Source organism: Aliiroseovarius sp. Z3, assembly GCF_029105185.1.
Taxonomy (GTDB): domain Bacteria; phylum Pseudomonadota; class Alphaproteobacteria; order Rhodobacterales; family Rhodobacteraceae; genus Aliiroseovarius.
The window spans coordinates 14,099-37,897 of record NZ_JAFMZK010000001.1; the positions used below are offsets into that span (position 1 = coordinate 14,099).

General features: G+C 60.4%; 22 protein-coding genes. 15 read left to right on the forward strand and 7 right to left on the reverse strand.

The window, feature by feature from the left end:
• Nucleotides 1-29 precede the first annotated feature (29 nt).
• From J3R80_RS00100 to J3R80_RS00115, 4 genes are all read left to right on the forward strand, one after another.
• Nucleotides 30-1,799: an ATP-binding protein gene (locus J3R80_RS00100; protein WP_275391723.1), complete on the forward strand. Its 1,770-nt coding sequence runs from the start codon at nt 30-32 to the stop codon at nt 1,797-1,799.
• Between the two features lie 33 nt (nt 1,800-1,832).
• On the forward strand, nt 1,833-3,167 hold the full coding sequence (locus tag J3R80_RS00105) for a sigma-54 dependent transcriptional regulator (protein ID WP_275391724.1): 1,335 nt from the start codon (nt 1,833-1,835) through the stop codon (nt 3,165-3,167).
• Between the two features lie 109 nt (nt 3,168-3,276).
• Entirely contained in the window at nt 3,277-4,056 is a 780-nt protein-coding gene (locus tag J3R80_RS00110) for an HpcH/HpaI aldolase/citrate lyase family protein (RefSeq protein ID WP_275391725.1), read from the forward strand.
• 123 nt (nt 4,057-4,179) lie between these two features.
• The gene (locus J3R80_RS00115) at nt 4,180-5,178 is read left to right on the forward strand and encodes a tellurium resistance protein (protein WP_275391726.1); all 999 of its coding nucleotides are present in this window, start codon (nt 4,180-4,182) and stop codon (nt 5,176-5,178) included.
• On the opposite strand, the gene J3R80_RS00120 is transcribed toward J3R80_RS00115, so the two are convergent.
• Nucleotides 5,175-5,528: an MmcQ/YjbR family DNA-binding protein gene (locus J3R80_RS00120; protein WP_275391727.1), complete on the reverse strand. Its 354-nt coding sequence runs from the start codon at nt 5,526-5,528 to the stop codon at nt 5,175-5,177. The genes J3R80_RS00115 and J3R80_RS00120 overlap by 4 nt on opposite strands.
• Nucleotides 5,529-5,732: 204 nt before the next feature.
• Between J3R80_RS00120 and cysS the strand changes: the two genes are divergently transcribed.
• The 9 genes from cysS to J3R80_RS00165 all read left to right on the forward strand — a co-directional run bounded on the left by cysS (nt 5,733) and on the right by J3R80_RS00165 (nt 16,310).
• A complete protein-coding gene (cysS, locus tag J3R80_RS00125; RefSeq protein ID WP_275391728.1) occupies nt 5,733-7,190 on the forward strand; it encodes a cysteine--tRNA ligase in 1,458 nt (485 codons plus the stop codon).
• 172 nt (nt 7,191-7,362) lie between these two features.
• Nucleotides 7,363-8,982 carry a citramalate synthase gene (gene cimA / locus J3R80_RS00130; protein WP_275391729.1) on the forward strand — a complete coding sequence of 540 codons (1,620 nt, stop codon included), beginning with the start codon at nt 7,363-7,365 and terminating at the stop codon, nt 8,980-8,982.
• On the forward strand, nt 8,979-9,776 hold the full coding sequence (locus J3R80_RS00135; protein ID WP_275391730.1) for a squalene/phytoene synthase family protein: 798 nt from the start codon (nt 8,979-8,981) through the stop codon (nt 9,774-9,776). The genes cimA and J3R80_RS00135 overlap by 4 nt, the downstream gene beginning before the upstream one ends.
• Nucleotides 9,777-9,895: 119 nt before the next feature.
• Complete coding sequence (doeA, locus tag J3R80_RS00140; RefSeq protein WP_275391731.1) at nt 9,896-11,083, forward strand: ectoine hydrolase DoeA; 1,188 nt, start codon at nt 9,896-9,898, stop codon at nt 11,081-11,083.
• Between the two features lie 3 nt (nt 11,084-11,086).
• Nucleotides 11,087-12,079, forward strand: a complete 993-nt coding sequence (gene doeB / locus J3R80_RS00145; RefSeq protein WP_275391732.1) for a N(2)-acetyl-L-2,4-diaminobutanoate deacetylase DoeB — start codon at nt 11,087-11,089, stop codon at nt 12,077-12,079.
• A gap of 193 nt (nt 12,080-12,272) precedes the next feature.
• Nucleotides 12,273-13,646: an aspartate aminotransferase family protein gene (locus tag J3R80_RS00150; RefSeq protein WP_275391733.1), complete on the forward strand. Its 1,374-nt coding sequence runs from the start codon at nt 12,273-12,275 to the stop codon at nt 13,644-13,646.
• Between the two features lie 197 nt (nt 13,647-13,843).
• The gene (locus tag J3R80_RS00155; protein ID WP_275391734.1) at nt 13,844-14,365 is read left to right on the forward strand and encodes a RimK/LysX family protein; all 522 of its coding nucleotides are present in this window, start codon (nt 13,844-13,846) and stop codon (nt 14,363-14,365) included.
• Nucleotides 14,362-15,267, forward strand: a complete 906-nt coding sequence (rimK, locus tag J3R80_RS00160) for a 30S ribosomal protein S6--L-glutamate ligase (protein WP_275391735.1) — start codon at nt 14,362-14,364, stop codon at nt 15,265-15,267. The genes J3R80_RS00155 and rimK overlap by 4 nt, the downstream gene beginning before the upstream one ends.
• The gene (locus J3R80_RS00165; RefSeq protein WP_275391736.1) at nt 15,267-16,310 is read left to right on the forward strand and encodes a succinylglutamate desuccinylase/aspartoacylase family protein; all 1,044 of its coding nucleotides are present in this window, start codon (nt 15,267-15,269) and stop codon (nt 16,308-16,310) included. The genes rimK and J3R80_RS00165 overlap by 1 nt, the downstream gene beginning before the upstream one ends.
• Before the next feature lie 34 nt (nt 16,311-16,344).
• Here J3R80_RS00165 and eda read toward each other — a convergent pair whose 3' ends face one another.
• A complete protein-coding gene (gene eda / locus J3R80_RS00170) occupies nt 16,345-16,986 on the reverse strand; it encodes a bifunctional 4-hydroxy-2-oxoglutarate aldolase/2-dehydro-3-deoxy-phosphogluconate aldolase (protein WP_275391737.1) in 642 nt (213 codons plus the stop codon).
• 11 nt (nt 16,987-16,997) lie between these two features.
• Nucleotides 16,998-18,803 carry a phosphogluconate dehydratase gene (gene edd / locus J3R80_RS00175; protein WP_275391738.1) on the reverse strand — a complete coding sequence of 602 codons (1,806 nt, stop codon included), beginning with the start codon at nt 18,801-18,803 and terminating at the stop codon, nt 16,998-17,000.
• Nucleotides 18,804-18,991: 188 nt separating this feature from the next.
• Between edd and J3R80_RS00180 the strand changes: the two genes are divergently transcribed.
• Both J3R80_RS00180 and J3R80_RS00185 read left to right on the forward strand, forming a co-directional pair.
• A complete protein-coding gene (locus J3R80_RS00180; protein ID WP_275391739.1) occupies nt 18,992-20,206 on the forward strand; it encodes a class I SAM-dependent rRNA methyltransferase in 1,215 nt (404 codons plus the stop codon).
• Complete coding sequence (locus J3R80_RS00185; protein WP_275391740.1) at nt 20,203-20,751, forward strand: PIN domain-containing protein; 549 nt, start codon at nt 20,203-20,205, stop codon at nt 20,749-20,751. Before J3R80_RS00180 ends, J3R80_RS00185 begins: the two co-directional genes overlap by 4 nt.
• A 74-nt stretch (nt 20,752-20,825) precedes the next feature.
• On the opposite strand, the gene J3R80_RS00190 is transcribed toward J3R80_RS00185, so the two are convergent.
• From J3R80_RS00190 to J3R80_RS00205, 4 genes are read right to left on the reverse strand one after another with little or no spacing between them, the layout of a single operon-like run.
• Entirely contained in the window at nt 20,826-21,509 is a 684-nt protein-coding gene (locus J3R80_RS00190) for a M48 family metallopeptidase (RefSeq protein WP_275391741.1), read from the reverse strand.
• Nucleotides 21,510-21,549: 40 nt separating this feature from the next.
• Nucleotides 21,550-22,182, reverse strand: a complete 633-nt coding sequence (locus J3R80_RS00195) for a DedA family protein (RefSeq protein ID WP_275391742.1) — start codon at nt 22,180-22,182, stop codon at nt 21,550-21,552.
• Nucleotides 22,182-22,556: a hypothetical protein gene (locus J3R80_RS00200; protein WP_275391743.1), complete on the reverse strand. Its 375-nt coding sequence runs from the start codon at nt 22,554-22,556 to the stop codon at nt 22,182-22,184. Before J3R80_RS00200 ends, J3R80_RS00195 begins: the two co-directional genes overlap by 1 nt.
• Before the next feature lie 54 nt (nt 22,557-22,610).
• Entirely contained in the window at nt 22,611-23,795 is a 1,185-nt protein-coding gene (locus tag J3R80_RS00205) for a VWA domain-containing protein (protein WP_275391744.1), read from the reverse strand.
• Nucleotides 23,796-23,799 lie beyond the last annotated feature (4 nt).

Genomic DNA, 23,799 nt, shown 5'->3' on the forward strand with positions numbered 1-23,799 from the left:
AGCCGGTCTTGCGGTCTTATCTTTAAGCCATGGCCGTTTTTAAGAACCGTCCAGTGTCGCTCCCGCGTCCGGGGGTAAGTCTTCGCGCGCGCCTTGTGCTTGTCGCGTTGATTTCGCTTGCGGTCTTTGTGGTGTTCTTTTCCAATCGCCTGCTGACTGAACGATACACCGAAACCACACGCAACCGGGCCGAGCTTCGGGTGGCGTTGTATTCCGGGAACCTGCTTAGCGAATTGCAGCGAAACTCGGTCGTGCCGTTGTTGTTGTCGCGCGATCCGGCGCTGATCAACGCATTGAATTCCGCTGATTATTCGCAAAGCACCGCCCGGCTGATTTCTTATCGCGATGAAATCGAAGCCGCGTCGCTGATGCTTCTGGACAGTGACGGGCGCGCCGTGGCCGCCACAACGCGCGAGGCGCTTGGCTCGCAACACCGCACCAATCCGTATTTTGTCGAGGCGCTGAGAAGCTCGGAAACGGTGTTCACCACGGTGCAAACCGAAGCCGGATCATACGAGTTCTCGTATTCTCGCAAGATCGAGGACAATGATGGCGTAATTGGTGTGATCGTCGTGAACGTCGACCTGCGCAAGTTCGAAAGCAGCTGGTCCGGGATCTCGGACGCGGTGCTGGTCACTGACAGTGAAGGCAACGTGATTCTGGCCACGGAACCCCGTTGGCGCGGCAAGCCGGAAGGCGAGGCGCTGGCAACGGTATCCGCAACGGACGCGATCCGGCGCAGCGTGCGCGACGCGGCGGATTGGTCGGGCCTGCCCTCGGATGTCTTGTTTCTGGGCGAAGAGGTGATGCGCCATGAAAGCCGGGTGCCGTTTCAGGGGTGGCGGATCGCGTCCTTCACTTCTTACGCATCGGTGCGCGAGAAGGTGAACGCGGTTCTGGCGTTGGAAATCATGGCGTTTGCGATGGTTTTGTCGCTGCTGTTCTACCTGATCAGCCGCCGCGCCCAGTGGCGTTCGGTCCTGTTTGCGCAGGAATCGGCGGACCTGCGGCAGTTGAACCTTGCCCTTCAACGCGAGATCGCAGAACGCAAACGCGCCGAGGAGAACCTGCAAGTGGCCGAACAAACACTTGCGCAAAGCTCGAAATTAGCGGCCTTGGGTGAGATGTCGGCAGCGGTCAGCCATGAGTTGAACCAGCCCTTGGCGGCGATGAAGACCTATCTTGCGGGTGCAAAGCTGCTTTTGCAACGCAAGCGCCCGGATGAAGCCCTGTCCAGTTTCCAGCGGATTGACGATCTGATCGAGCGTATGGGGGCCATCACACGGCAGCTGAAAAGCTATGCGCGCAAGGGGGCCGACGCGTTCGAGCCGATGGATGTGCGCGAAAGTGTCTCGACGGCGTTGTCGATGATGGAACCCCAACTGAAAAGCCGCGAAGTGCGCATCACGCGCAATATTCCGCGCGAACCTGTTATGGTGATGGGAGATCGCTTGCGTCTTGAGCAAGTGTTGATCAATTTGCTGCGCAACGCGTTGGACGCAACAAAAACTGTTGATTTGCCGCAGGTTGATATCATCGTCAGCCAAGGCGATTATGTATTGATCACAGTGCGCGACAACGGAAACGGAGTGGAAGACCTGGATAACCTGTTCGAGCCTTTCTACACCACCAAGGCCCCCGGCGATGGGGTCGGGTTGGGCCTGGCGATTTCGTCGGGCATTGTCACCGATCTGGGCGGACGTCTAACGGCGCGCAACGGTCAGGATGGCGGGGCTGTGTTCGAGGTCGAGTTACCGGTTTTGGACGACAAGGATTTGGACGTGAAAGCCGCCGAGTAGGGGCTTCACGCGACTATGTATCAGGAGGCTGCGATGGCGCAGGCAATGAAAATCGCGATCGTCGATGACGAACAGGACATGCGGCAATCAATCTCGCAATGGTTGTCCTTGTCGGGGTTCGAAACGGAAACCTATCCTTCGGCCGAAGATGCCCTGAAGGTGATCGGTCAGGACTATCCGGGGGTCATCATTTCAGACATCAAGATGCCGGGGATCGACGGCATGGGGTTCTTGAAGAAGCTGATGAGCCTCGACAGCTCGCTGCCGGTCATCATGATCACGGGCCACGGCGACGTGCCCATGGCGGTTGAAGCAATGCGCGTTGGCGCGTTTGATTTCCTTGAAAAGCCGTTCAACCCGGATCAGTTGACCAATCTGGCCAAGAAGGCAACGCACAAACGCCGTCTGGCGATGGATGCGCGCGCCTTGCGTCGCGAGCTGTCGGATGGGTCGACCATCATGAAAAAGCTGATTGGTGCCTCACCGGTCATGTCGCGCCTGCGCGAGGATATTCTGGATATCGGTCAGTCCGAAGGTCATGTGCTGATCGAAGGCGAAACTGGCACGGGTAAGACACTTGTGGCTCATGCATTACATGCGGTCGGGGCCAAGGCGGGTAAGAAATTCGTCGTCGCCACCTGCGCCGGGCAGGAAGAAGACGAACTGACCCGCCGTCTGTTCGGCCCGATGGAGGAAGGCGGTGCCCAGCCACTGGTCGAGGAAGCCCGTGGCGGCACGCTGGTTCTGGAAGATATCGAGGCGCTGCCGATGGGGCTTCAGGCTCGTCTGCTGACGTGGATGAATGATCAGGGCACGCCTGCCGAAACCCGCGTCGTCGCGATCTGCAACCTGCAAGAGCAGGGCAAGACCTGCGAGGATTGCCTGCGCCCGGATCTGTTCTATCGCCTTGCCGCGATGAAGATCACCCTGCCGCCCCTGCGTCAGCGCGGCGAAGATATCCTGATGCTGTTCACCGGCTTTGCCGACCAGTTCGCCGACGAATACGGGTGCGCCGCCCCCACGGTCAGCGCGCAAGAGGCCGCCCAGCTTCTGCAAGCACCATGGCCCGGCAATATCCGTCAGCTGATCAACATCGCCGAACGCGCCGTGTTGCAGTCGCGGCGCGGCACCGGCACGATCTCTTCACTGCTGATGTCCGACCATGACGAGGTTCAGCCGGTCATGACGACCGAAGGCAAACCCTTGAAGGAATATGTGGAAGCGTTCGAACGAATGTTGATCGACAACACGATGCGTCGCCACAAAGGGTCGATCGTCGGGGTGATGGATGAACTGTGTTTGCCGCGCCGGACCCTGAACGAAAAAATGGCGAAATACGGGCTGCAACGGTCTGACTATCTTACCTAAATGATGGGTGCAGCGGTATTCATGCCGTCGCGCCGGACCTATCGCTTGATTGGTCTTGCGCAGTCGAATAGGCTTGGGTTGTTCACATGTTAAGCAACTGGAGTCTTCGATGAAAGCGCCGGAAAACAAGCTGAAACGCGCGCTGGCCGCTGGCGATATGCAGGTCGGTCTATGGCTGAACCTTGCCAGCGCGTCGGCGACAGAACTTGTTGGTGGCACCGGATATGATTGGGCGCTGATCGACGGCGAACATGCGCCCTATGACCCGACGCTTATTCAAACCCAATTGCGGGTGCTTGGGTCGTTCGAGATCTCGGCCATTGTGCGGGTGCCTGTTGGGGAAGACTGGATGATCAAGCAGGTGATGGATTTGGGGGCGCAAAGCCTTCTTGTGCCGATGGTCGACACCGGGAAGCAGGCCGCACGCATCGTGGCCGCTACCCGCTATGCGCCCGACGGGCGGCGCGGGATGGGGGCAGGGGTCGCACGGGCTGCCCGATATGGGCAGGTGGATGAATACCTGACAAACGCCAATGATGAGGTGTGCCTGATCGTGCAGGCCGAGACGCGCCTGGCTGTTGAAAACATTGACGAGATTGCAAACACGGATGGGGTCGATTGCGTCTTTATCGGACCGGCAGACCTGTCGGCTGATATGGGGCATCGCGGCAATCCCGGTCATCCTGAGGTGAAAGACGCGATTGCCCACACGGTTCGGCGCATCCGTGCGGCGGGCAAAGCGGCTGGCATTCTGCATTACGACCACGCCGATTTCGGGTATTACGCCGATCTTGGCGTGACCTTCCTTGGGGTGGGGTCGGAAGCCACGCTGTTGCGGATGGCGTTGGCTGAAAACCTGCGCGCCGCCCGTGCGGCGACCACGCGGTGACATCCGATAGTCTGGGCGGTTTACACCCTACGTAACGACCTGCGGCAATCAGGTACGATTGCAGGGCTTTTTTTGTGACGTCCCTCGGGTTAAATGGACCAAGTTGAGTTCAAGGATTCCCCGATGGCCAAAGCCCCGTATTTCCCGCCACCTCCGCCGCTCCCGCCGAAAACCCGGATGTTTCAACGGATGCCGCCCGCGGTGTTTACGCCGATCATGGGTGTGTTCGGGCTGGGGCTGGCTTGGCGGCGTGCGGCAGACATTCTATCCGCCCCCGCCGCAATCGGGGAGCTTCTGCTTGGCGCTGTCACCTTGCTGTATCTTTTCAGTCTCGCAGCTTATGCGATGAAGTTCATGCAGCGCGCCGAAACCTTTGCTGAAGATTTGCGCGTATTGCCGGGGCGGGCAGGACTGGCGGCCATGGTTTTGACCGGCTATCTGTTTTCCGCCACGGTCGAGCCGTTTTCGCTGGTACTGGCGGGCGCGATCCTTCTGTTGACCTTCGCGGTGCACGTGATGCTGGCCGTTCGGGTCATTCACATGCTGATCACTGGCCCGGCTGAAGCAAGGATTGTAACCCCGGTCTGGCACCTTCTTTTTGCCGGTTTCGTGCTGATCCCGCTGGCGGCCGTGCCGCTTGGCTGGATGGGTTTTGCCACCGCCGCTTTCTGGGGCGGGTTCTTTTCGGCCGCGATTATCTGGGGTGCCAGTGCCGCCCAGTTCCTGCGCACCCGCATTCCCGCACCCCTGCGCCCGCTTCTGGCGGTACATTTGGCGCCGGCCAGCGTGTTGGGAACCGGCGCTTACCTGTTGGGCGAGACACAAATGGCCATGGTGTTCAGCGTCATGGCCATCGTGATCCTGAGCGTGCTGCTTGGGCGCATCCGTTGGCTGTTGAAGGCGGGTTTCAGCCCGCTATGGGGGGCGTTTACCTTCCCCTTGGCCGCATTCTCCAGCCTGATGCAGCTTGGGGCCGTCGTCACGGGCAGTGACATCATGCGCATTGTCGCAGGCGCAAGCCTTGTGGCGGCAACGCTGATCATCCTGCCAATTGTCTATAGGGTCATCCAGATGTGGACCAAGGGCGATCTGGCGGTGAAAACCAACGCCTCTACGGCTTAGCTGTCAGGATCAAAGGGCGCCAGTGCTGCTTGTGCCTTCTTGGTCAGGCTGGCCCGGATCAGCGCATAAGACCGCTGAATGCGGTGGGTCAGCTCGTCCTGCCCGGCATCCAGCGGCAACAGCACCCATGACCGATGGAAATAGGGCGCTTTGGTGCCCACGCCAGCCTCGATCAGCATCGTGGCGGTTTCAATATCGGGCGTCTTGACCGACACGCCGTCGGTCACGGCCCCCATGGCCGCAAAGATCTTTCCGCCCACTTTCCAGATGTCATGCCCCGGCCCAAACGGTTCGGACCATTCCGCACCGGGCAGGGCCTTGCAGATCCCGTTCACATGCTCACGTGTCATGCGAAAACGATAACCCGCTTGGCAGGCGCGGGGAAGAGTGATAGCGTCGCGCACATGAAACGGAAAAGCATCATCATTATCTGCTGCATTCCCCACTGACATCGTCAGGCGGGCCGTTCTTCTATTCCATACATGTCAGGAACTTGGTAAGCCCGCCCGGGATAATTCTGTGGGATTACGTGTGCGCAGACTTGCGAGGGCAACATGACGGAAATCAAACTTTACAACACGATGGCGCGGGAGAAGCAGGTCTTCTCCCCGATCGACCCGAAAAACGTCCGCATGTATGTCTGTGGGCCGACAGTTTATGACCGCGCCCATCTGGGCAACGCGCGCCCTGTGGTGGTGTTTGACGTGCTCTATCGCCTGCTGCGCCATGTCTATGGGCCCGATCATGTGACCTATGTGCGCAACTTCACCGACGTGGATGACAAAATTAATGCCACCGCCTTGGCCCGCAAGGAAGCAGGCGCTGAGGGAACCTTGGAAGAGCTTGTCCACGAACGCTCGAACGAGACGATCGACTGGTATCTGAACGACATGCGCGCGCTGGGGGCGATGGACCCCAACGAAATGCCCCGCGCGACCGAGTTCATTCAGCCGATGATCGACATGATCGAGGATCTGATTGCCAAGGGCCATGCGTACCCGGATGGGGCGGGGCATGTTCTGTTCTCGGTCAAAAGCTATGACGACTACGGCCGGCTGTCGGGCCGCTCGGTCGATGACATGATCGCGGGCGCACGAGTCGAGGTTGCGGACAACAAACGTGACCCGATGGATTTCGTGCTGTGGAAGCCGTCCACCGATGATCTGCCGGGGTGGGACAGCCCTTGGGGGCGCGGTCGTCCGGGCTGGCACATCGAATGCTCGGCAATGAGCCACGACCTTCTGGGCGCGTCGTTCGACATTCACGGAGGCGGCAACGACCTGCAATTCCCGCACCATGAAAACGAGATCGCGCAGTCCTGCTGCGCGCATCCGGAAGGGCAATTCGCGCGCTATTGGCTGCATAACGAGATGTTGCAGGTCGAGGGCAAGAAGATGTCCAAGTCGCTGGGGAACTTTTTCACGGTGCATGATTTGTTGGAGCAGGGCGTGCCGGGCGAGGTGATCCGGTTTGTGTTCTTGGGCACGCATTATCGCAAGCCGATGGATTGGACCGAGAAGAAGCGGGCGGAGGCTGAGGCGACCCTGAGGAAGTGGCGTGTTTTGACTGACGGTGTCGAACCAGCATCCAGCCCGTCACCTGCGGTAGTGGCGGCTGTCGCAGATGACCTGAACACAGCAGGTGCGTTGGCAGAGTTGCATAAGTTGGCAAAGCAAAATGAGGGTTCTCTGTTGCTAGCCTCCGCGAAACTTCTAGGGATCATGTCAGATGAATTGGGGGGCTGGGATTGGAGAACTCAAGTGATTTATGGAACCACTCATTCTAGTGAAAGCAAGTTTGGATCTGGTTCTTTTCATCAGTTCAGCCTCAGCGAATTGGCTGACAAGCTCCACTCTACTCGCATGACCGCCATGGAAACCAAAGACTTCTCCGCCGTGGATGCGCTGAAGGCCGCACTTACCGAGGCAGGTGTTCAAATCCGCATGTCCAAAGAGGGCGTCGAGCTTGAACCCGGTGCGGGTTTCGACGCCTCGAAGCTGGAGGGCCTGTGATGCGCCGTCAGTTGAGTCAAGCAGAGGTTTGCCCTCGACCCGTGGGTGGGGGCGTCTTCGCCCCCGCCCTGGGGGGCGGGTCGGGGGCGAACCGGGCCGCAAGCGCCCCGGTGGGTGAAACGGCAACCGACGTTGGTCATGCCGTATGCGCGATGGCGAAGGGGACAAGCCAATGACCGAACGCCTCTATCTCTACGACACCACGCTCCGTGACGGCCAACAAACACAAGGTGTCCAGTTCTCACTGACAGAAAAGCAGCAAATTGCGACCGCGCTTGACGCGCTTGGCGTGGACTATATCGAAGGCGGTTGGCCCGGTGCGAACCCGACCGACAGCGATTTCTTCGCTGCTGCCCCCAAGACCCGCGCGCGTTTCACCGCCTTTGGGATGACCAAGCGGGCCGGGCGCTCGGCCGAAAACGACGACGTGCTGGCAGGGGTGATGAATGCGGGCACCCCGGCGGTCTGTCTGGTGGGCAAAAGCCATGACTTTCATGTCACCACTGCGCTGGGGATCGAACTGGACGAGAATGTGGAAAATATCCGCGCCTCGGTCGCGCATCTCGTCGCGCAGGGGCGCGAGGCGCTTTATGATGCGGAACATTTCTTTGACGGCTACAAGGCCAATCCCGACTATGCGCTGACCTGTGTAAAGGCAGCGTATGACGCAGGTGCGCGCTGGGTTGTGCTCTGCGACACCAATGGCGGCACGCTGCCGCATGAGGTGCACGAGATCACCAAAGCCGTCATCGCGGCGGGCATCCCCGGCAACCATCTGGGCATCCACACCCATGACGACACCGGAAACGCCGTCGCTTGTTCACTGGCCGCCGTCGATGCTGGCGCGCGTCAGGTGCAGGGCACGCTGAACGGGCTGGGGGAACGCTGTGGCAATGCCAACCTGACAACGCTGATCCCGATCCTTCTTTTGAAGGAGCCCTATGCCAGCCAATTTGAGACCACCATCCCTCGTAAGGCGCTGAAGGGGCTGACCCGGCTGTCACGCCAGTTGGATGACATTCTGAACCGGGTGCCCAACAAGGCGTCGCCGTTCGTCGGCTCATCGGCCTTTGCGCATAAGGCGGGGCTGCACGCGTCTGCGATCCTGAAAGACCCGACGACCTATGAGCATATCCCGCCAGAGACTGTCGGCAACACGCGTATCGTGCCCATGTCCAATCAGGCCGGGCAATCGAACCTGCGTGCGCGACTGGCCGAGGCCGGGATTGATGTGCCCAAGGGCGACCCCCGTCTGGGTGACATCCTGACCCGCGTGAAGGAGCGCGAGGATCAGGGCTATGCCTATGACAGCGCGCAAGCCTCGTTCGAGCTGGTCGCGCGTGACGTGCTGGGGCAGTTGCCACAGTTCTTCGAGGTCAAACGCTACAAGGTCACGGTCGAGCGGCGCAAGAACAAGCGCAATCAGACCGTCAGCCTGTCGGAAGCCATCGTGGTGGTGAAGATCGGAGATGAGAAAAAGCTGTCCGTATCCGAAAGCATGGATGAAACGGGCACGGATCGCGGTCCGGTGAACGCGTTGGCCAAGGCGCTGGCCAAAGACCTTGGCCCCTATCAGGACATCATCGACGACCTGCATCTGGTCGATTTCAAGGTGCGCATCACCCAGGGCGGGACCGAGGCACAGACCCGCGTCATCATCGACAGCGAAGATCGCGACGGCCACCGCTGGTCGACCGTTGGGGTCAGCCCCAACATCGTTGATGCCTCGTTCGAGGCGCTTTTGGACGCGATCACTTGGAAGCTGTTGCGCGACGGGGCCAAGCCGGCATGAGTGATGCCCCGCGCGACCCCATCGCCGCTTGCGCCGAGATGGTGCAGAAGGGCGACCCAGACCGGTTTCTGGCCACCATGACCGGTGAGGTGGACGAGCGTAAACGGCTGTTCCCGCTTTATGCGTTTAATCTGGAAATTGCCCGTGCGCCCTTCATGTCGCAAGAGCCCATGGTCGCGATGATCCGTCTGCAATTCTGGCGCGATGTGATCGAGGCGGCTGTAGACGGGCGCGAGGCCCCGAAACACGATGTCGCGACGCCCTTGTCGCAACTGGTGATCTGGGGCGATCTGCGCGCAGAACCCCTGTTGACGATGGTGGACGCCCGCGAAAGCGACGTGCAGGACGCACAGCGCCGCGCGGTTGATCAGATCCGGGCATACTTGCGGGGTACCTCGGGTGCGCTGATGCTGGCGGCGGGACAGGCGACTGGTCTGACCGACTTCGAAGGTGATCACGCGAAAGATCAGGCCCTGACCGATCTGGGCGAGGCGGCAGGCATCGCCAACTGGCTGATGTCCCAACCCGCCTTGCAGGCGGCGGGTCGGGGGCATGTCATGCCCGACACTGACACGATCCGCGTCTTGGCCCGGGCCGGGTTGAAGCTGTTTGACGATGCCCGTGGGGTGCTGGGCAGGGAGGGCAATGCCGCATTGCGCTGCGCGTGGCGGACCCGACCGATTTTGCGCCAGGTTGAGAAATCCCCAGGCGCGGTCGCCGACGGATCAGTGGGGCAATCGGAATTCGCCCGCCGCGGCACCTTGCTGTGGTGCAGCCTGTCGGGGAAGTGGTAGCGACGCATCCGCCAACCCTTCAAGCCCCAACTGATTGATCATCACAACGCTTGCCAAGAATCACCTCTTTGCGTCAGGTAGATGGGATTGCTTTGACGCGCTTGCCGGAGATGAAACGAATGGTCGAACCGACACTCAATTTCTCGCGCGATGAATATGCGGATCGTCTGGCCAAGACCCGCCGCGAAATGGCGCGGCGAAACGTTGATCTGCTGATTGTCACCGATCCGTCGAACATGAACTGGTTGACCGGCTATGACGGTTGGTCCTTCTATGTCCACCAATGTGTGGTTGTCACGATGGACGATGCGCCGATCTGGTTCGGGCGTGGGCAGGATGCGGCAGGGGCCTTGCGCACTTGTTACATGTCGCCGGAACACATCATCGGATATCCCGATCACTATGTGCAGTCGACCGAGCGCCACCCGATGGATTACCTGTCGGCGCGTCTGGTGGATCGCAAGCTGGACGGGGGTCGGATCGGTGTCGAGATGGACAATTACTGGTTTACGGCCGCTGCCTTTGCCGCGTTGCAAACCCATCTGCCCAACGCCCGGTTCACAGATGCCACCGCATTGGTGAATTGGCAGCGCGCGGTGAAGTCTGACGCCGAAATCGGCTACATGCGGCAAGCCGGTCAGATCGTCGGCAAGATGCACGAACGGATATTCGAGAAGGTCGAGCCGGGCCTGCGTAAATGTGATCTCGTGACCGAGATATATGATGCGGGCCTGCGCTATGACGATACGCTTGGGTATGGTGGCGATTATCCGGCCATTGTGCCTTTGCTTCCGTCAGGTGCCGATGCCGCAGCACCGCATCTGACCTGGGACGACCAGCCCATGAAAACCGGCGAGGGCACGTTTTTCGAGATCGCCGGTGTGGTGCACCGATATCACTGCCCACTGTCGCGCACTGTGTTTCTGGGCAAGCCGACGCAAACCTTTCTGGATGCGGAAAAGGCGGTTCTTGAGGGGATGGAAGCCGGGCTGGACAAGGCCTGCGCTGGCAATACCTGCGAAGATATCGCGCTGGCTTTCTTCGACGTTCTGAAGAGATACGGGATCGAGAAGGACAACCGCACGGGCTATCCTATCGGCCTGTCCTATCCGCCCGATTGGGGCGAGCGCACCATGTCGCTGCGCCCCGGGGACAAGACCGAGCTTCAAGAAAACATGACTTTCCACTTCATGACCGGGCTGTGGATGGAGGATTGGGGTTTCGAGATTACCGAAAGCATACGCATCGGTACGGACGGGCCGGAATGCCTGTCCCACGTGCCGCGAAAAATGTTTGTGAAAGACTGAGCCATGATCAGGAACCCGATTACGCCCACCATCCCGCTGGATCAGGACGGCGAACATCATGGCTTTCTAAGGCTACCCTACAGCCGCGATGACAGCGCCTGGGGGTCGATCATGATCCCGATCACCGTCATTCAGAACGGACCCGGTCCCACGGCCTTGCTGACCGGCGCCAATCATGGTGACGAATACGAAGGGCCGATCGCCCTGCAGGAACTGACCGTGACGCTGAAGGCCGAAGATGTGACTGGCCGGGTGATCATCGTGCCAGCGTTCAACTATCCTGCATTCCGGGCGGGCACCCGCACGTCGCCCATCGACAAGGGCAACATGAACCGGTCATTTCCCGGCCGCCCGGACGGCACGCCAACCCAGAAGATCGCGGATTATTTCCAAACCGTCTTGTTGCCGATGGTCGATATTGCGCTGGACTTCCACTCTGGCGGAAAGACGCTGGATTTCCTGCCCTTCGCCGCGGTTCATATCCTTGAAGACAAGGTGCTGGAAGCGGAATGCATGCGCGCGATGCGGGCTTTCAATGCGCCCTATTCGGTGCAGCTTCTCGAAATCGACAATGTTGGAATGTATGACACAGCGGTCGAAGATATGGGCAAGGTGCTGGTCACGACAGAACTGGGCGGGGGCGGCACATCAACCGCGCGGTCTAACGCCATAGCGAAGAAAGGTCTGCGCAACGTCCTGATCCATTGTGGCATCCTGCGCGGCGAGATGCAGATCGACGAGACCGTGAAGCTGACCATGCCCGACGATGATTGCTATCTGTTCAGCGAGGGCGACGGCATGTGCGAGGCGATGGTCGACTTGGGTGATCCGGTTCGAAAGGGCGATGTTGTGGCGCGCCGTTGGCCGCTGGATCGCACCGGCCAGTTGCCAGAAAGCTTTCACGCCCGCCGTGACGGCATTCTGATCAGTCGACACCATCCGGGTCTGATCAAATCGGGCGATTGCGTCGCCGTGATCGGTGTTACCGACAGCTGACAGGGCTGGATTTCACACTGGTCCTGCGATATCAAAAACCGATCCCAAGCAATAAAGGCATTGCGCGCTGCTGCTGGGGCTGAGCGGAGCTGACCCGCCCGACCCGATGCCGCAAGATGCCAAGGGTCCATGCGCAAAAGCTCCTCTTGTCTGTAAACCCGGCGGCGCGCCGCCTGAACGAACGAGGTGAGCCATGCTTCACAATGACCAACTTGACCAGTGGGATCGCGAAAACTTTTTCCATCCCTCAACCCATCTGGGCCAACATGCACGCGGCGAAAGCCCGAACCGTGTGATCCGCACCGCCTCGGGTGTGCATATCGAGGATCGGGACGGGAACAAGCTTCTGGATGCGTTTGCCGGGCTTTATTGCGTGAATGTTGGATATGGGCGACCAGAGATCGCAGACGCGATTGCAGATCAGGCGCGCGAACTGGCCTATTACCATTCCTATGTCGGGCATGGCACCGAGGCGTCGATCACCCTGTCCAAGATGATTTTGGACCGTGCGCCAGCAAATATGTCCAAGGTCTATTTTGGGTTGGGCGGGTCCGATGCGAACGAAACCAATGTGAAACTGCTATGGTACTACAACAACATTCTTGGGCGCCCTGAGAAGAAAAAGATCATTTCGCGTTGGCGCGGCTATCACGGGTCGGGATTGGTGACCGGGTCGCTGACGGGGTTGGAGTTGTTTCACAAGAAATTCGACCTGCCGTTGGCGCAGGTGATTCACACCGAGGCTCCATATTACTTCCGCCGTGCTGATCCCAACCAAAGCGAGGCCGCGTTCGTCGCCCATTGTGTGGCAGAGCTTGAGGCGTTGATCGAACGTGAAGGGGCCGATACCATCGCGGGTTTCATTGGTGAACCGGTTTTGGGCACAGGCGGCATTGTTCCGCCGCCAGAAGGCTATTGGGCGGCCATTCAGGCTGTTCTTGATAAGCACGACATCCTGTTGATCGCGGATGAGGTTGTCACCGGTTTTGGCCGGTTGGGCACCATGTTCGGATCGGATCACTACGGGTTGAAGCCGGACATCATCACGATTGCCAAGGGGCTGACGTCAGCCTATGCGCCGCTGTCGGGGTCAATCCTGTCTGACAAGGTCTGGAAGGTTCTGGAACAAGGGACGGATGAAAACGGACCAATCGGCCATGGCTGGACGTATTCCGCCCATCCCATCGGGGCGGCGGCGGGGGTTGCGAACCTGAAACTGCTTGATGACCTGGACCTGATCACAAATGCGGGCAAGGTCGGCGCGTATTTGCAGCAAGGGATGAGGGACGCCCTATCAGACCATCCTCATGTGGGCGATATTCGGGGCGAGGGGATGCTGTGCGCGGTTGAGTTTGTGAGTGACAAAGACAGTCGCATTTTCTTCGACGCTACGGACAAGATCGGCCCGCAGATATCGGCCAAACTGCTGGAACAAAGCAGCGTGATAGCCCGCGCGATGCCGCAAGGCGATATTCTGGGCTTTGCACCGCCGTTCTGCCTGACCCGCGACGAGGCCGACACGGTGGTCGCCGCGACCCATCGCGCGGTGACGTCTGTGCTGGGCTGACCGGCGGCCCTGTGGACACGACGCGATTGCTGGACGATCATATCGGCACAGGTCATGTGGCGGCATGGTCTGCCGGACCGACACGTCCCGCGAAACATCGTGGTCCTGATCGAGATGATCGACATCTTTTTAGTGGCAGGCCCCGCCGAGTTCGGGGATGATTGGCGCAGTGGCAAGGACAGTTTCGGACGATATGCATGGCAAAACCCCGCGTTTCAAAACCGCAACAGATCATCGGCTGGCGTGAGCATATCTCGCTGCCCGATTTCGGTATATTTGATCTGCCGGCCAAAGTGGATACGGGCGCGCGCACCACGGCGCTTCATGCCGTGGACCAAAGGGTGTTTGACCGCGACGGTGCCCGATGGGTCGAGTTCAAGGTTCCCTTGAAAAACCGCCGCACCACCCGTCAAATCTGTGCGCCCATTCTGGAAGAGCGTGACATCAAGAACACCGGCGGCGTGCCCGAACGACGTCTGGTCGTGCGCACGACATTGGTGATTGGAAAACGGCACTGGCTGATCGACGTTTCGCTGGCCAATCGCGCGAAGATGGAGTTTGATGTGATCCTTGGGCGCAGTGCCATTCGCAGGCACCGACTGCTTGTGGATCCCCGGCGGTCCTATCTGGCCGGATCGCCGATAGACGTGACTGCGGCCTCTTCCCGAAATCCGATACCTGAACCGATATCCGACCTGCAAAAAGGAGTTAAAGAATGAAAATCGCCATGCTGGCCCGCAATGCAGGTTTGTATTCCCACCAACGTCTGAAAGAGGCGGCCGAGGCACGGGGGCACGATCTGGATATCATCGACACGCTACGCTGTTACATGAACATCGCGTCGCGACGGCCAGAAGTGTATTACAACGGCGAAAAACTGGGCCACTATGATGCAGTCATCCCGCGGATCGGCGCGTCCGTGACCTTCTACGGCCTGGCCGTGCTGCGGCAGTTCGAGATGATGGGCGTTTATCCCCTGAACGAATCCGTGGCGATTGGTCGGTCGCGTGACAAGCTGAGGTCGATGCAGCTTCTGGCGCGCGACGGGATCGGGCTGCCGGTGACGACCTTTGCGCATGATCCCAAGCAGACCAACGAGGTTCTGAAACTGGCGGGCGGCGCGCCGCTGGTCGTGAAACTGCTTGAGGGCACGCAAGGCATCGGCGTGGTTCTGGCGGACACCGACCGTTCGGCCAAATCGGTGATCGAGGCGTTTCGTGGTGCCAAGGTGAACATCCTTGTGCAGGAATTCATCAAGGAAGCAGGCGGCACCGATATTCGCGCTCTGGTGGTTGGCGGTCGCGTGATTGCCGCGATGAAACGCACCGGGGCGTCCGATGATTTCCGGTCGAACCTGCATCGCGGCGGCAGCGCCGAGGCAATCAAGATATCGCCCGAGGAACGATCAACCGCCGTGCGGGCGGCAAAGTCGATGGGCCTGAATGTCTGCGGTGTCGACATGCTGCGCGCCAATCACGGTGCGGTGGTGATGGAGGTGAACTCCACCCCCGGTTTGGAAGGGGTCGAAAAGGCCACCGGCATCGACGTGGCGGGAAAGATCATCGAGTTTCTTGAAAAGGATATCAAACGCGGCTCAACCCGGACCAAGGGCAAAGGCTAGTGGCGCGGCGCGAACCGTTTCGTCTGGGCGGGGTTGATGTGGCAGCGGGCAGCCGCCAGACCATCGACCTTCCGGTCAGCGTTCTGTCCGACCACACGCCGGTTAGCATGTCAGCCCATGTGATCCATGGGCGCAAACCCGGACCCACAATCTTTGTCAGCGCCGGCATTCACGGGGACGAGGTGATCGGTGTCGAAATCGTTCGTCGCCTGCTGACGATCAAAAACCTGCAAACCTTGCGGGGCACGTTGATCTGCATCCCGATTGTCAATGCCCCCGGATTTCTGATCCGATCCCGGTATCTGCCGGATCGACGCGACCTGAATCGCAGCTTTCCGGGGTCAGATGCCGGGTCGCTGGCGTCACGGTTGGCAGATATCTTCCTGCGCAAGATTGTGTCGCGCTGTGACCTTGGCATTGATCTGCATTCGGCGGCGGCGCACCGCACCAATCTGCCACAGATTCGCATATCCCCCGACAAGCCCGAGACACGACGACTGGCCCGCCTGTTTGGCGCCCCGGTGGTGTTGCGCTCGCCTTTGCGCGAAGGGTCATTGCGGGCCGCCGCCGAGGACATTGGCGTCGATGTGTTGCTGTATGAGGCCGGCGAGGCTTTGCGATTTGACGAAATGTCGGTTCGCGCGGGTGTCATGGGCATTCTGCGAGTGCTTCTGGATCAAGGGATGATCAGCCGCCGGGGCGTCTCGAAATCCAAGGCTGATCCGGTGTTCTGCACTTCAAGCCGCTGGATACGGGCCGGGCAGGGCGGCTTGTTGCGCACCTATAAATCCGAAGGGGATACGGTCGATCAAGGAGATGTTCTGGCCGTCGTATCCGATCCTTTTGGCGAGGTGGAGGCCGATGTTGTCGCCACTTTGCCGGGCATCATCGTCGGACGCGCGGTGTTGCCCATCGTGAATGAAGGGGACGCCTTGTTTCACGTGGCCCGGGTCGAGAACAGCAAAGAGGCCGACGACAAGATGGCAACCATATCAACCCAGCTTGAGGATGATCCGCTGTTTGACGAGGATGAGATCATCTGACGCGTCGCGTCTTTCATCCCGTTTGATGCGTGTATCAGGTTGATAGCTGCGCGGCTTCTTTCGCCAGTTTGGTGATCCCCGCCCAATCGCCTGACGTCACAAGATCACCCGGGGCCACCCATGACCCGCCGACGCAAAGCGTGTTGGGCAGGGACAGATAATCCATCGCGTTTTTCAGACTGACGCCCCCTGTGGGGCAGAACCGGATCTGCGGCAGGGGCGAGGCGAGCGATTTCAGAAATGGTGCCCCTCCGGCGGCTTCGGCCGGAAAGAACTTTTGCACGGTATAGCCAAGTTCCAGCAGGCGCATTGCCTCGGACGCCGAAGACGCACCGGGTAGAAGCGGCAGGTCATTGGCTTCGCACGCGTCCAGCAGGCGGTCGGTTGCCCCGGGCGAGACACCAAAGGTCGCGCCAGCCTTCTTTGCGTTTTCCACGTCCTGCGATGTCAAAAGCGTGCCTGCGCCCACCGCACCACCTTCGACGCGCGCCATTTCGGCAATCACCTCCAGCGCGGCATCAGTGCGCAGGGTCACCTCCAGCGCGGGCAGTCCTCCGGCAACCAGAGCTTGTGCCAGCGGGGCGGCATGGGAAACCTGATCGACCACCAGAACCGGGACAACCGGGGCCAGGCGACAGATTTTCTCGGCGGCGGTGCTTGCCTCTTGCGGGGTCATCAATGTCTCCTTCAGGACAGGGTGCTGGCGCCTTCGGTCGCGGGGCGGGCCGCGCGACGGAAGGTTTCGAAAAGTTCACGGCCCATGCCGTCCGTGTTGGCGCTCAGGTCCACCTGAACGGCTGGTCGATCCATGGCGCCGTCGGTCAGAACCTCAAGTGTACCGCGGTCGGCGTCCAGACGGATGATGTCGCCATCGCGAATACGGGCGATCGGTCCACCATCCGCGGCTTCTGGCGCAACATGAATGGCGGCGGGGACTTTACCGGACGCGCCGGACATCCGCCCGTCCGTCACCAGCGCCACCTGTTGGCCGCGCTGCTGCAACACCGACAGGGTCGGGGTCAGCCCGTGCAGTTCGGGCATTCCGTTGGCACGCGGCCCCTGGAAGCGGACGACGACGATCATGTCGCCTTCAAGCTCCCCGGCTTTGAAAGCGGCTTTGACGCTGTCCTGATCGTGGAATACGCGGGCAGGGGCTTCGATGATGTGTCGGCTCGGATCGACCGCCGAGACCTTGATCACGCCTTGCCCCAGATTGCCCGACAATTGCACCAGCCCGCCGGTTTTCTGGAACGGGTCGGTTGCGGGGCGCAGGATTTTGTCGTTCAGGCTTTCGCGTGGGCCGGGTTCCCAGCGCACGCGGCTGCCGTCCAGCTTGGGTTCCTGCGTATAGGCTGTCAGGTCACCCATGATGGTCTTGGCGTCCGGGTGCAAAAGCCCGGCTTCCAACAGCTCTCCTATCATGTAGCCAAGTCCACCTGCGGCATGGAAATGGTTCACATCGGCCAATCCGTTTGGATAGACGCGCGCCATCAAGGGCACGATGGCCGAGATGTCGGCAAAATCTTCAAGCGTCAGGATGATCCCCGCAGCCCGCGCCATGGCGGGCAAGTGCAGCACAAGATTGGTCGAACCGCCAGTGGCCATCAGCCCCACCAGCCCGTTTACAAAGGCTTTCTCGTCCAGAATATGTCCGGCGGGGGTGAAGCCTGCGCTCCCATCCTTGGTGATGGCCAGCGCGCGGCGTGTGCCTTCGGCGGTCAATGCATCCCGCAGATCGGTATGCGGTGTGACAAAGGACGCACCCGGCAGGTGAAGCCCCATAAACTCCATCAACATCTGGTTGGTGTTGGCGGTGCCGTAAAAGGTGCAGGTGCCGGGGCCGTGATAGGCGGCCATCTCGGCGGCCATCAGCTCTTTGCGGCCCACTTCGCCGGTGGCAAACTGTGTGCGCACCTTGGCTTTCTCGTCGTTGGATAGGCCTGACGTCATCGGACCGGCAGGCAGGAACACAGCGGGGATATGCCCGAAACTGGCGGCGGCGATGACCAGACCGGGGACGATCTTGTCGCAGACGCCAAGGAAAAGTGCGGCGTCGAATGTGTTGTGGCTGAGTGCCACGGACGAGGCCAGCGCAATCACGTCGCGCGAAAACAGGCTCAGCTCCATCCCCGTTTCGCCCTGAGTAACGCCATCGCACATAGCGGGTACACCACCTGCCACCTGTGCGGTTGCCCCTTCGTCACGGGCGACCCGCTTGATCAGGTCGGGATAGGTTGCGAAGGGCGCGTGCGCGGACAGCATGTCATTATAGGCGGTGACGATCCCCAGATTGGGCGCGCGTCCCTCGGCCAGACGACCCTGATCGGGGCCGGCTCCGGCATAGGCATGCGCCTGTCCTGAACAGCTTAGATGCGCGCGGCGTGGCCCGTCCTCGGCCGCGCGGTTGATCTTGTCCAGATAAGTTTGGCGCGTGTCCTTGGATCGGGTGATGATCCGCTCGGTGACGTTCAGAAGATCGCTGTTCAGGGTCATGGCTGTGTTCCTGTTGCTCATCTTTGCAGTATGGCACAGATGGGTGGGTTCAGGGGCTTCTAACAGGAAATGATAGCGCTAACAACCTTAATCCCATGCGATTTGAAGCCCTGAGCGGCTTTCAGGCTTTCAAAGCGTTGGCGCAGGGGCTAGTCAGGGCAAAATATTGATGACAGGAAGTCCGATCCATGGCGCAGGCCACAGAAGGCGCAGGCCGCGCCACGATCCGATTGAAACCCAAGGCAAACGCCCGTGCGATCCGCCATGGGGCACCTTGGGTGTTTGACAACGAACTGGTGACGGATCGGCGTACCAAAAAGATCGAAGCAGGGGCGATTGCCCGGTTGGAAGACGCCGCGCGTGACCCGTTGGGCACGGTTGCTGTGAACCCAAATTCACGGATCATTGCCCGGATGCTCGACCGCGACCCGGAAGCCGTGATTGACCGCGCCTGGCTTGCCGCGCGGCTGACCGCGGCGCTGGCCCATCGCGAGACCCTGTTTGATGCCCCCTTCTATCGCCTGATCCATGCCGAAGCTGATGGATTTCCCGGTGTCATCATCGACCGGTTCGGTGACATTGCCGTGATCCAACCCAACGCCGCCTGGGCCGAGGTTCTGTTGGACGATCTGGCTGCCGCGCTGACCCAGGTCACGGGTGTAACAACGATCCTGAAGAATGCCTCGGGCCGGGCGCGGGCGCTGGAAGGGTTGGACGATCAGAACGCCGTTCTGCTGGGCCAGACGCCCGACGCCCCGGTGGCCGTGCCGATGAACGGGGCGACCTATATGGCCGATCTGACCGGCGGACAGAAAACCGGACTTTTCTTCGATCAGCGTCCCAACCACGCCTTTGCAGCAAGCCTGTCCAAGGGTGCGCGCGTGCTGGACGTGTTTTCCCATGTGGGCGGGTTTTCACTGGCCGCGCTTGCTGCCGGGGCGACACAAGCGGTTGCCGTCGATGGTTCGGCCCCCGCGCTGGCACTGGCCGAAGAAGGTGCGCGCCAGATGGGCGCCGAAGATCGGTTCACAACAGCGCATGGCGATGCCTTCGACATGCTGACCGCACTGGCCCAAGAAAACCAGACATTCGATGTCGTGATCTGCGACCCGCCCGCCTTTGCGCCCTCCAAAAAGGCACTGGAACCCGGCCTGCGTGCCTATGAACGGCTCGCACGTCTGGCCGCCCCCCTTGTTGCACCGGGGGGCTATCTGGGCCTCTGTTCATGCTCGCATGCGGCCACGATTGACAAGTTCCGCGCCGCGTCCATCCGGGGCATTGGGCGGGCAGGGCGCGACAGCCAGCTGATCCACACGGGCTTTGCAGGTGCCGACCACCCGATGCACCCGCAACTGGCCGAAAGCGGCTACCTCAAGGCGCTGTTCTTCCGTCTTTTGCCATGAAAGTGCTGATCGACGCCTGCGTTCTTTATCCAACCGTCATGCGCGAAATGGTGCTGGGCGCGGCGGGCGAGGATTGCTTCACCCCCCTTTGGTCGCCACGCATTCTGGAAGAATGGGCGCGCGCGGCTGCAAAGCTCGGCCCGGATCAGGACAGCGTTGCCCGCGCGGAGATTGCGATCTTGCGCGACCGTTGGCCGGAAGCCAGTGTTCTGCCCCGGGACGGGGACCTCAGACGCCTGTGGTTGCCGGATGAAAACGACATCCACGTACTGGCCGCCGCCATTGCGGGAAACGCGGATGTGCTTCTGACCATGAACAATGCCGATTTCCCCCGCCATACGCTGGCTGAAGAAGGTCTGCGGCGGGAAAGCCCCGACCCCTTTCTTTGTGCGTTTCTTGACAAGAACCCCGACGGGATGTGCCGCGTGGCCTCTCGTGTTCTGACCCAGGCGCAAACCCTGTCCGGCGAAGATTGGACGATCCGTCGGCTGATGAAAAAAGCGCGCCTGCCGCGATTGGGCAAGGCGCTCGAAACATATCTCTGATCAGGGTTTCTTCTGGCCTTAAATATCCTGGGGTGAATGCGCAACGCGCAGAGGGGCAACGCCCCTTACCCCCCTTACCGCACCCACTTTGCTTCGTTCTTTTCGATGGCGGCGATCCGCTCGGCAGTTTTTGGATGGCTCATCAACCACGCCGGCATCACCCCGGCGCGATTCTTTGTCAGGGCATCCAACTTGCCGAACAGGGATTTCTGGGGGTCTGCCCCGATCCCGGACTTGATCAACAACGCGGTGGCATAGGCGTCCGCTTCGTATTCATCGCCCCGGCTCAGTCCTGCCGCCACCAGCCGTGTCAGGATATTGGCGATATAGACGCCAATCCCCGGCAACAGGCGCGAGATCATCATCGCCAGCACAGTGCGCATGGCGTTCTGTCCTGCGAAATCAATCATACGTTTGCGAGAATGGCCCAAGGCCACGTGACCCAGTTCATGGGCGATCACGCTGGACAGTTCTTCGGCGCTTACCCGGCCTTGTCGATACTCATTATAGAACCCGCGCGTGATGAAAATGCGCCCGTCAGGGGCGGCCAACCCGTTCACTGGTTCAATTTCATAGATATGCACGGGGATGTCGGCGATATCCAAGGATGCCGCCATGCGATCTGTCAGTGCCTTTAGCGTCGGGTCCGCCAGCCGCGTCGATTGCGCGTCCAGTTCGCGGTGGGTGCGCCAGACCGAGAAATGATAAAGCAGCAGCCCATAGAGAACCGGCAACAGGATGGGGATCAGTTTCAGCATGTTGGAATATATGGGCGCTCGGGCTGCGGCTGGAAAGGGTCTATGGGCCGGTGGGCCCGGTTTTGTCGCGCTCGGCCCGGTCTTTTGCCCGCATGACCGCCCGGATCCAAAGCGCCATGACAACTGCGACAACCAGCGCCACAAGCAGGCCCGCAGCATTGCCCAGCAGGGACGCCAGACTTTCGATGCGCGCGGCGAAGTTGTATCCCAGACCGACGTAAAGCGTGACCCAGACCATTTCGCCAAGAATGTCCCAGATGGCGAAGCGCAGCCAGCCAAGGCCCGTGGCACCCGCCACGAAGTTCACCCAGGGGCCAAGCGGGGCGACCGCCCAAGTGGACAGGAACACCCCGACGCTGCCCCACCGGTCGACGAAAATCCGCGCCCGTGACAGGACGGCCTGTCTGGCTGGGCGCTGCGCAAGGTGATCAAGCACCGTGGCGCCGCCAAACCGTCCGATGGCGTATCCTGTCTGGTCGCCGATCACCGCGCCCAGGAAGGCCGCCAGCACGACGTTGGTCAGCGAAATGTCTCCGGTCACCGCAAAAGCCCCGCCAGCCAGCATCATGATCGATGTGGGAATAGGCAGCGCCAGACAGGACAGGAACGCCGAGGCAAAAACCACGATGGGACCATAAGCCGACAGCAGCGCAAAAACGGTCTCTGTGGTCATCACTGCGGCCCGTGCCTGTCTTTGTTGTCCGGTGCCGCGCGGTGGGCGGCAATGGCGGCCTCGATCTCGGCGATCAGCGCGTCAAGGGTGACACCGCGTGCTTCGGCAAGCCGCGCAAGATTGGGCGGGCCGTCCTCGGGCCTGTCGATCCGCAGTGCGTTCATCATCACATCGCGCGGAACGTCCCATGACATGGCGACATAGCGCGGGGTCATCCAGCCTTCGATCGGCTGGTCGATATGGGCCGGGTCGGTCCAGTAGATCCAACTGGTGGTGGTGCGGACCCCGAAAAAGACGCTCAGCCCCAAGGCGACGGCAAGGATGATTGTCGCGACCGGTGCCGCTGCCCACATACGTTTGAGAAGTGAAAGCACGATGGTTCCTTTTCCGGTTGGGGGTTGAACGTGCCGGATCTGGGCTTTCGTCGCTCAGCGTCCCAGTTCCTTCATCCCGCGCTCGATGCCTTCCAGAGTCATTGGCACCATACGGCCCTCGAAAATCTGGCTGATCATCTGCACTGACTGGGTATAGCGCCAATGATGTTCGGGCAGGGGATTGATCCACAGATTGTCGGGCCATTGTTCACGCGCGCGCTCCAGCCAAACCTGACCGGTTTCGTCGTTCCAATGCTCGTTGGCGCCACCGCGATAGGCGATCTCATAGGGGCTCATGGATGCGTCGCCGACGAAAATGCACTTGTAGTCAGACCCATAGGTGCGCAGCACCTCCCATGTGGGGATCTGATCGGTCCAGCGCCGCGCGTTATCCCGCCAAACACCTTCGTAAAGGCAGTTGTGGAAATAGTAGTACTCAAGATGCTTGAACTCGGTGCGCGCGGCCGAGAACAGCTCCTCGACCACCTTGATATGCGGGTCCATTGATCCGCCCACGTCAAGGAATAAAAGGACTTTCACCGCGTTGTGCCGCTCGGGGCGTGTTTTCACATCAAGATAACCGTGCTCCGCGGTGGCACGGATGGTGCCGTCCAGGTCCAGCTCCTCGTCCGCGCCGGTCCGCGCCCAGTTGCGCAGGCGTTTCAGGGCGACCTTGATGTTACGTGTGCCAAGCTCGACGGAATCGTCCAGATTGCGAAATTCGCGCTTGTCCCAGACCTTGACCGCGCGCTGATGGCGCGATCGATCCTGTCCGATCCGCACGCCTTCGGGATTATAGCCATAGGCCCCGAAGGGCGACGTGCCCGCGGTGCCGATCCACTTGTTGCCGCCCTGATGGCGCCCCTCTTGTTCCTTCAGACGCTCTTTCAGCGTGTCCATCAGCTTGTCGAACCCGCCCAAGGCCTCGATTTCGGCTTTTTCTTCGGGGGTCAGGAACTTTTCGGCCATTTTTTCAAGCCATTCCTGCGGAATATCGACGGCTTCCAGCATCTGCTCGGTGGAAATGGCTTCAAGCCCTTCGAACGTCATGGAAAACGCGCGGTCGAACTTGTCGAGGTTGCGCTCGTCCTTCACCATCGCCACGCGGGCCAGGTAATAGAACCCTTCGATGTCATAGGTCACAAGCCCGGCTTTCATCGCCTCCAGAAACGCCAGAAATTCGCGCAGAGAGACAGGAACTTTGCTGGCACGGAGGTTTTCAAAGAAGGGCAGGAACATCGCG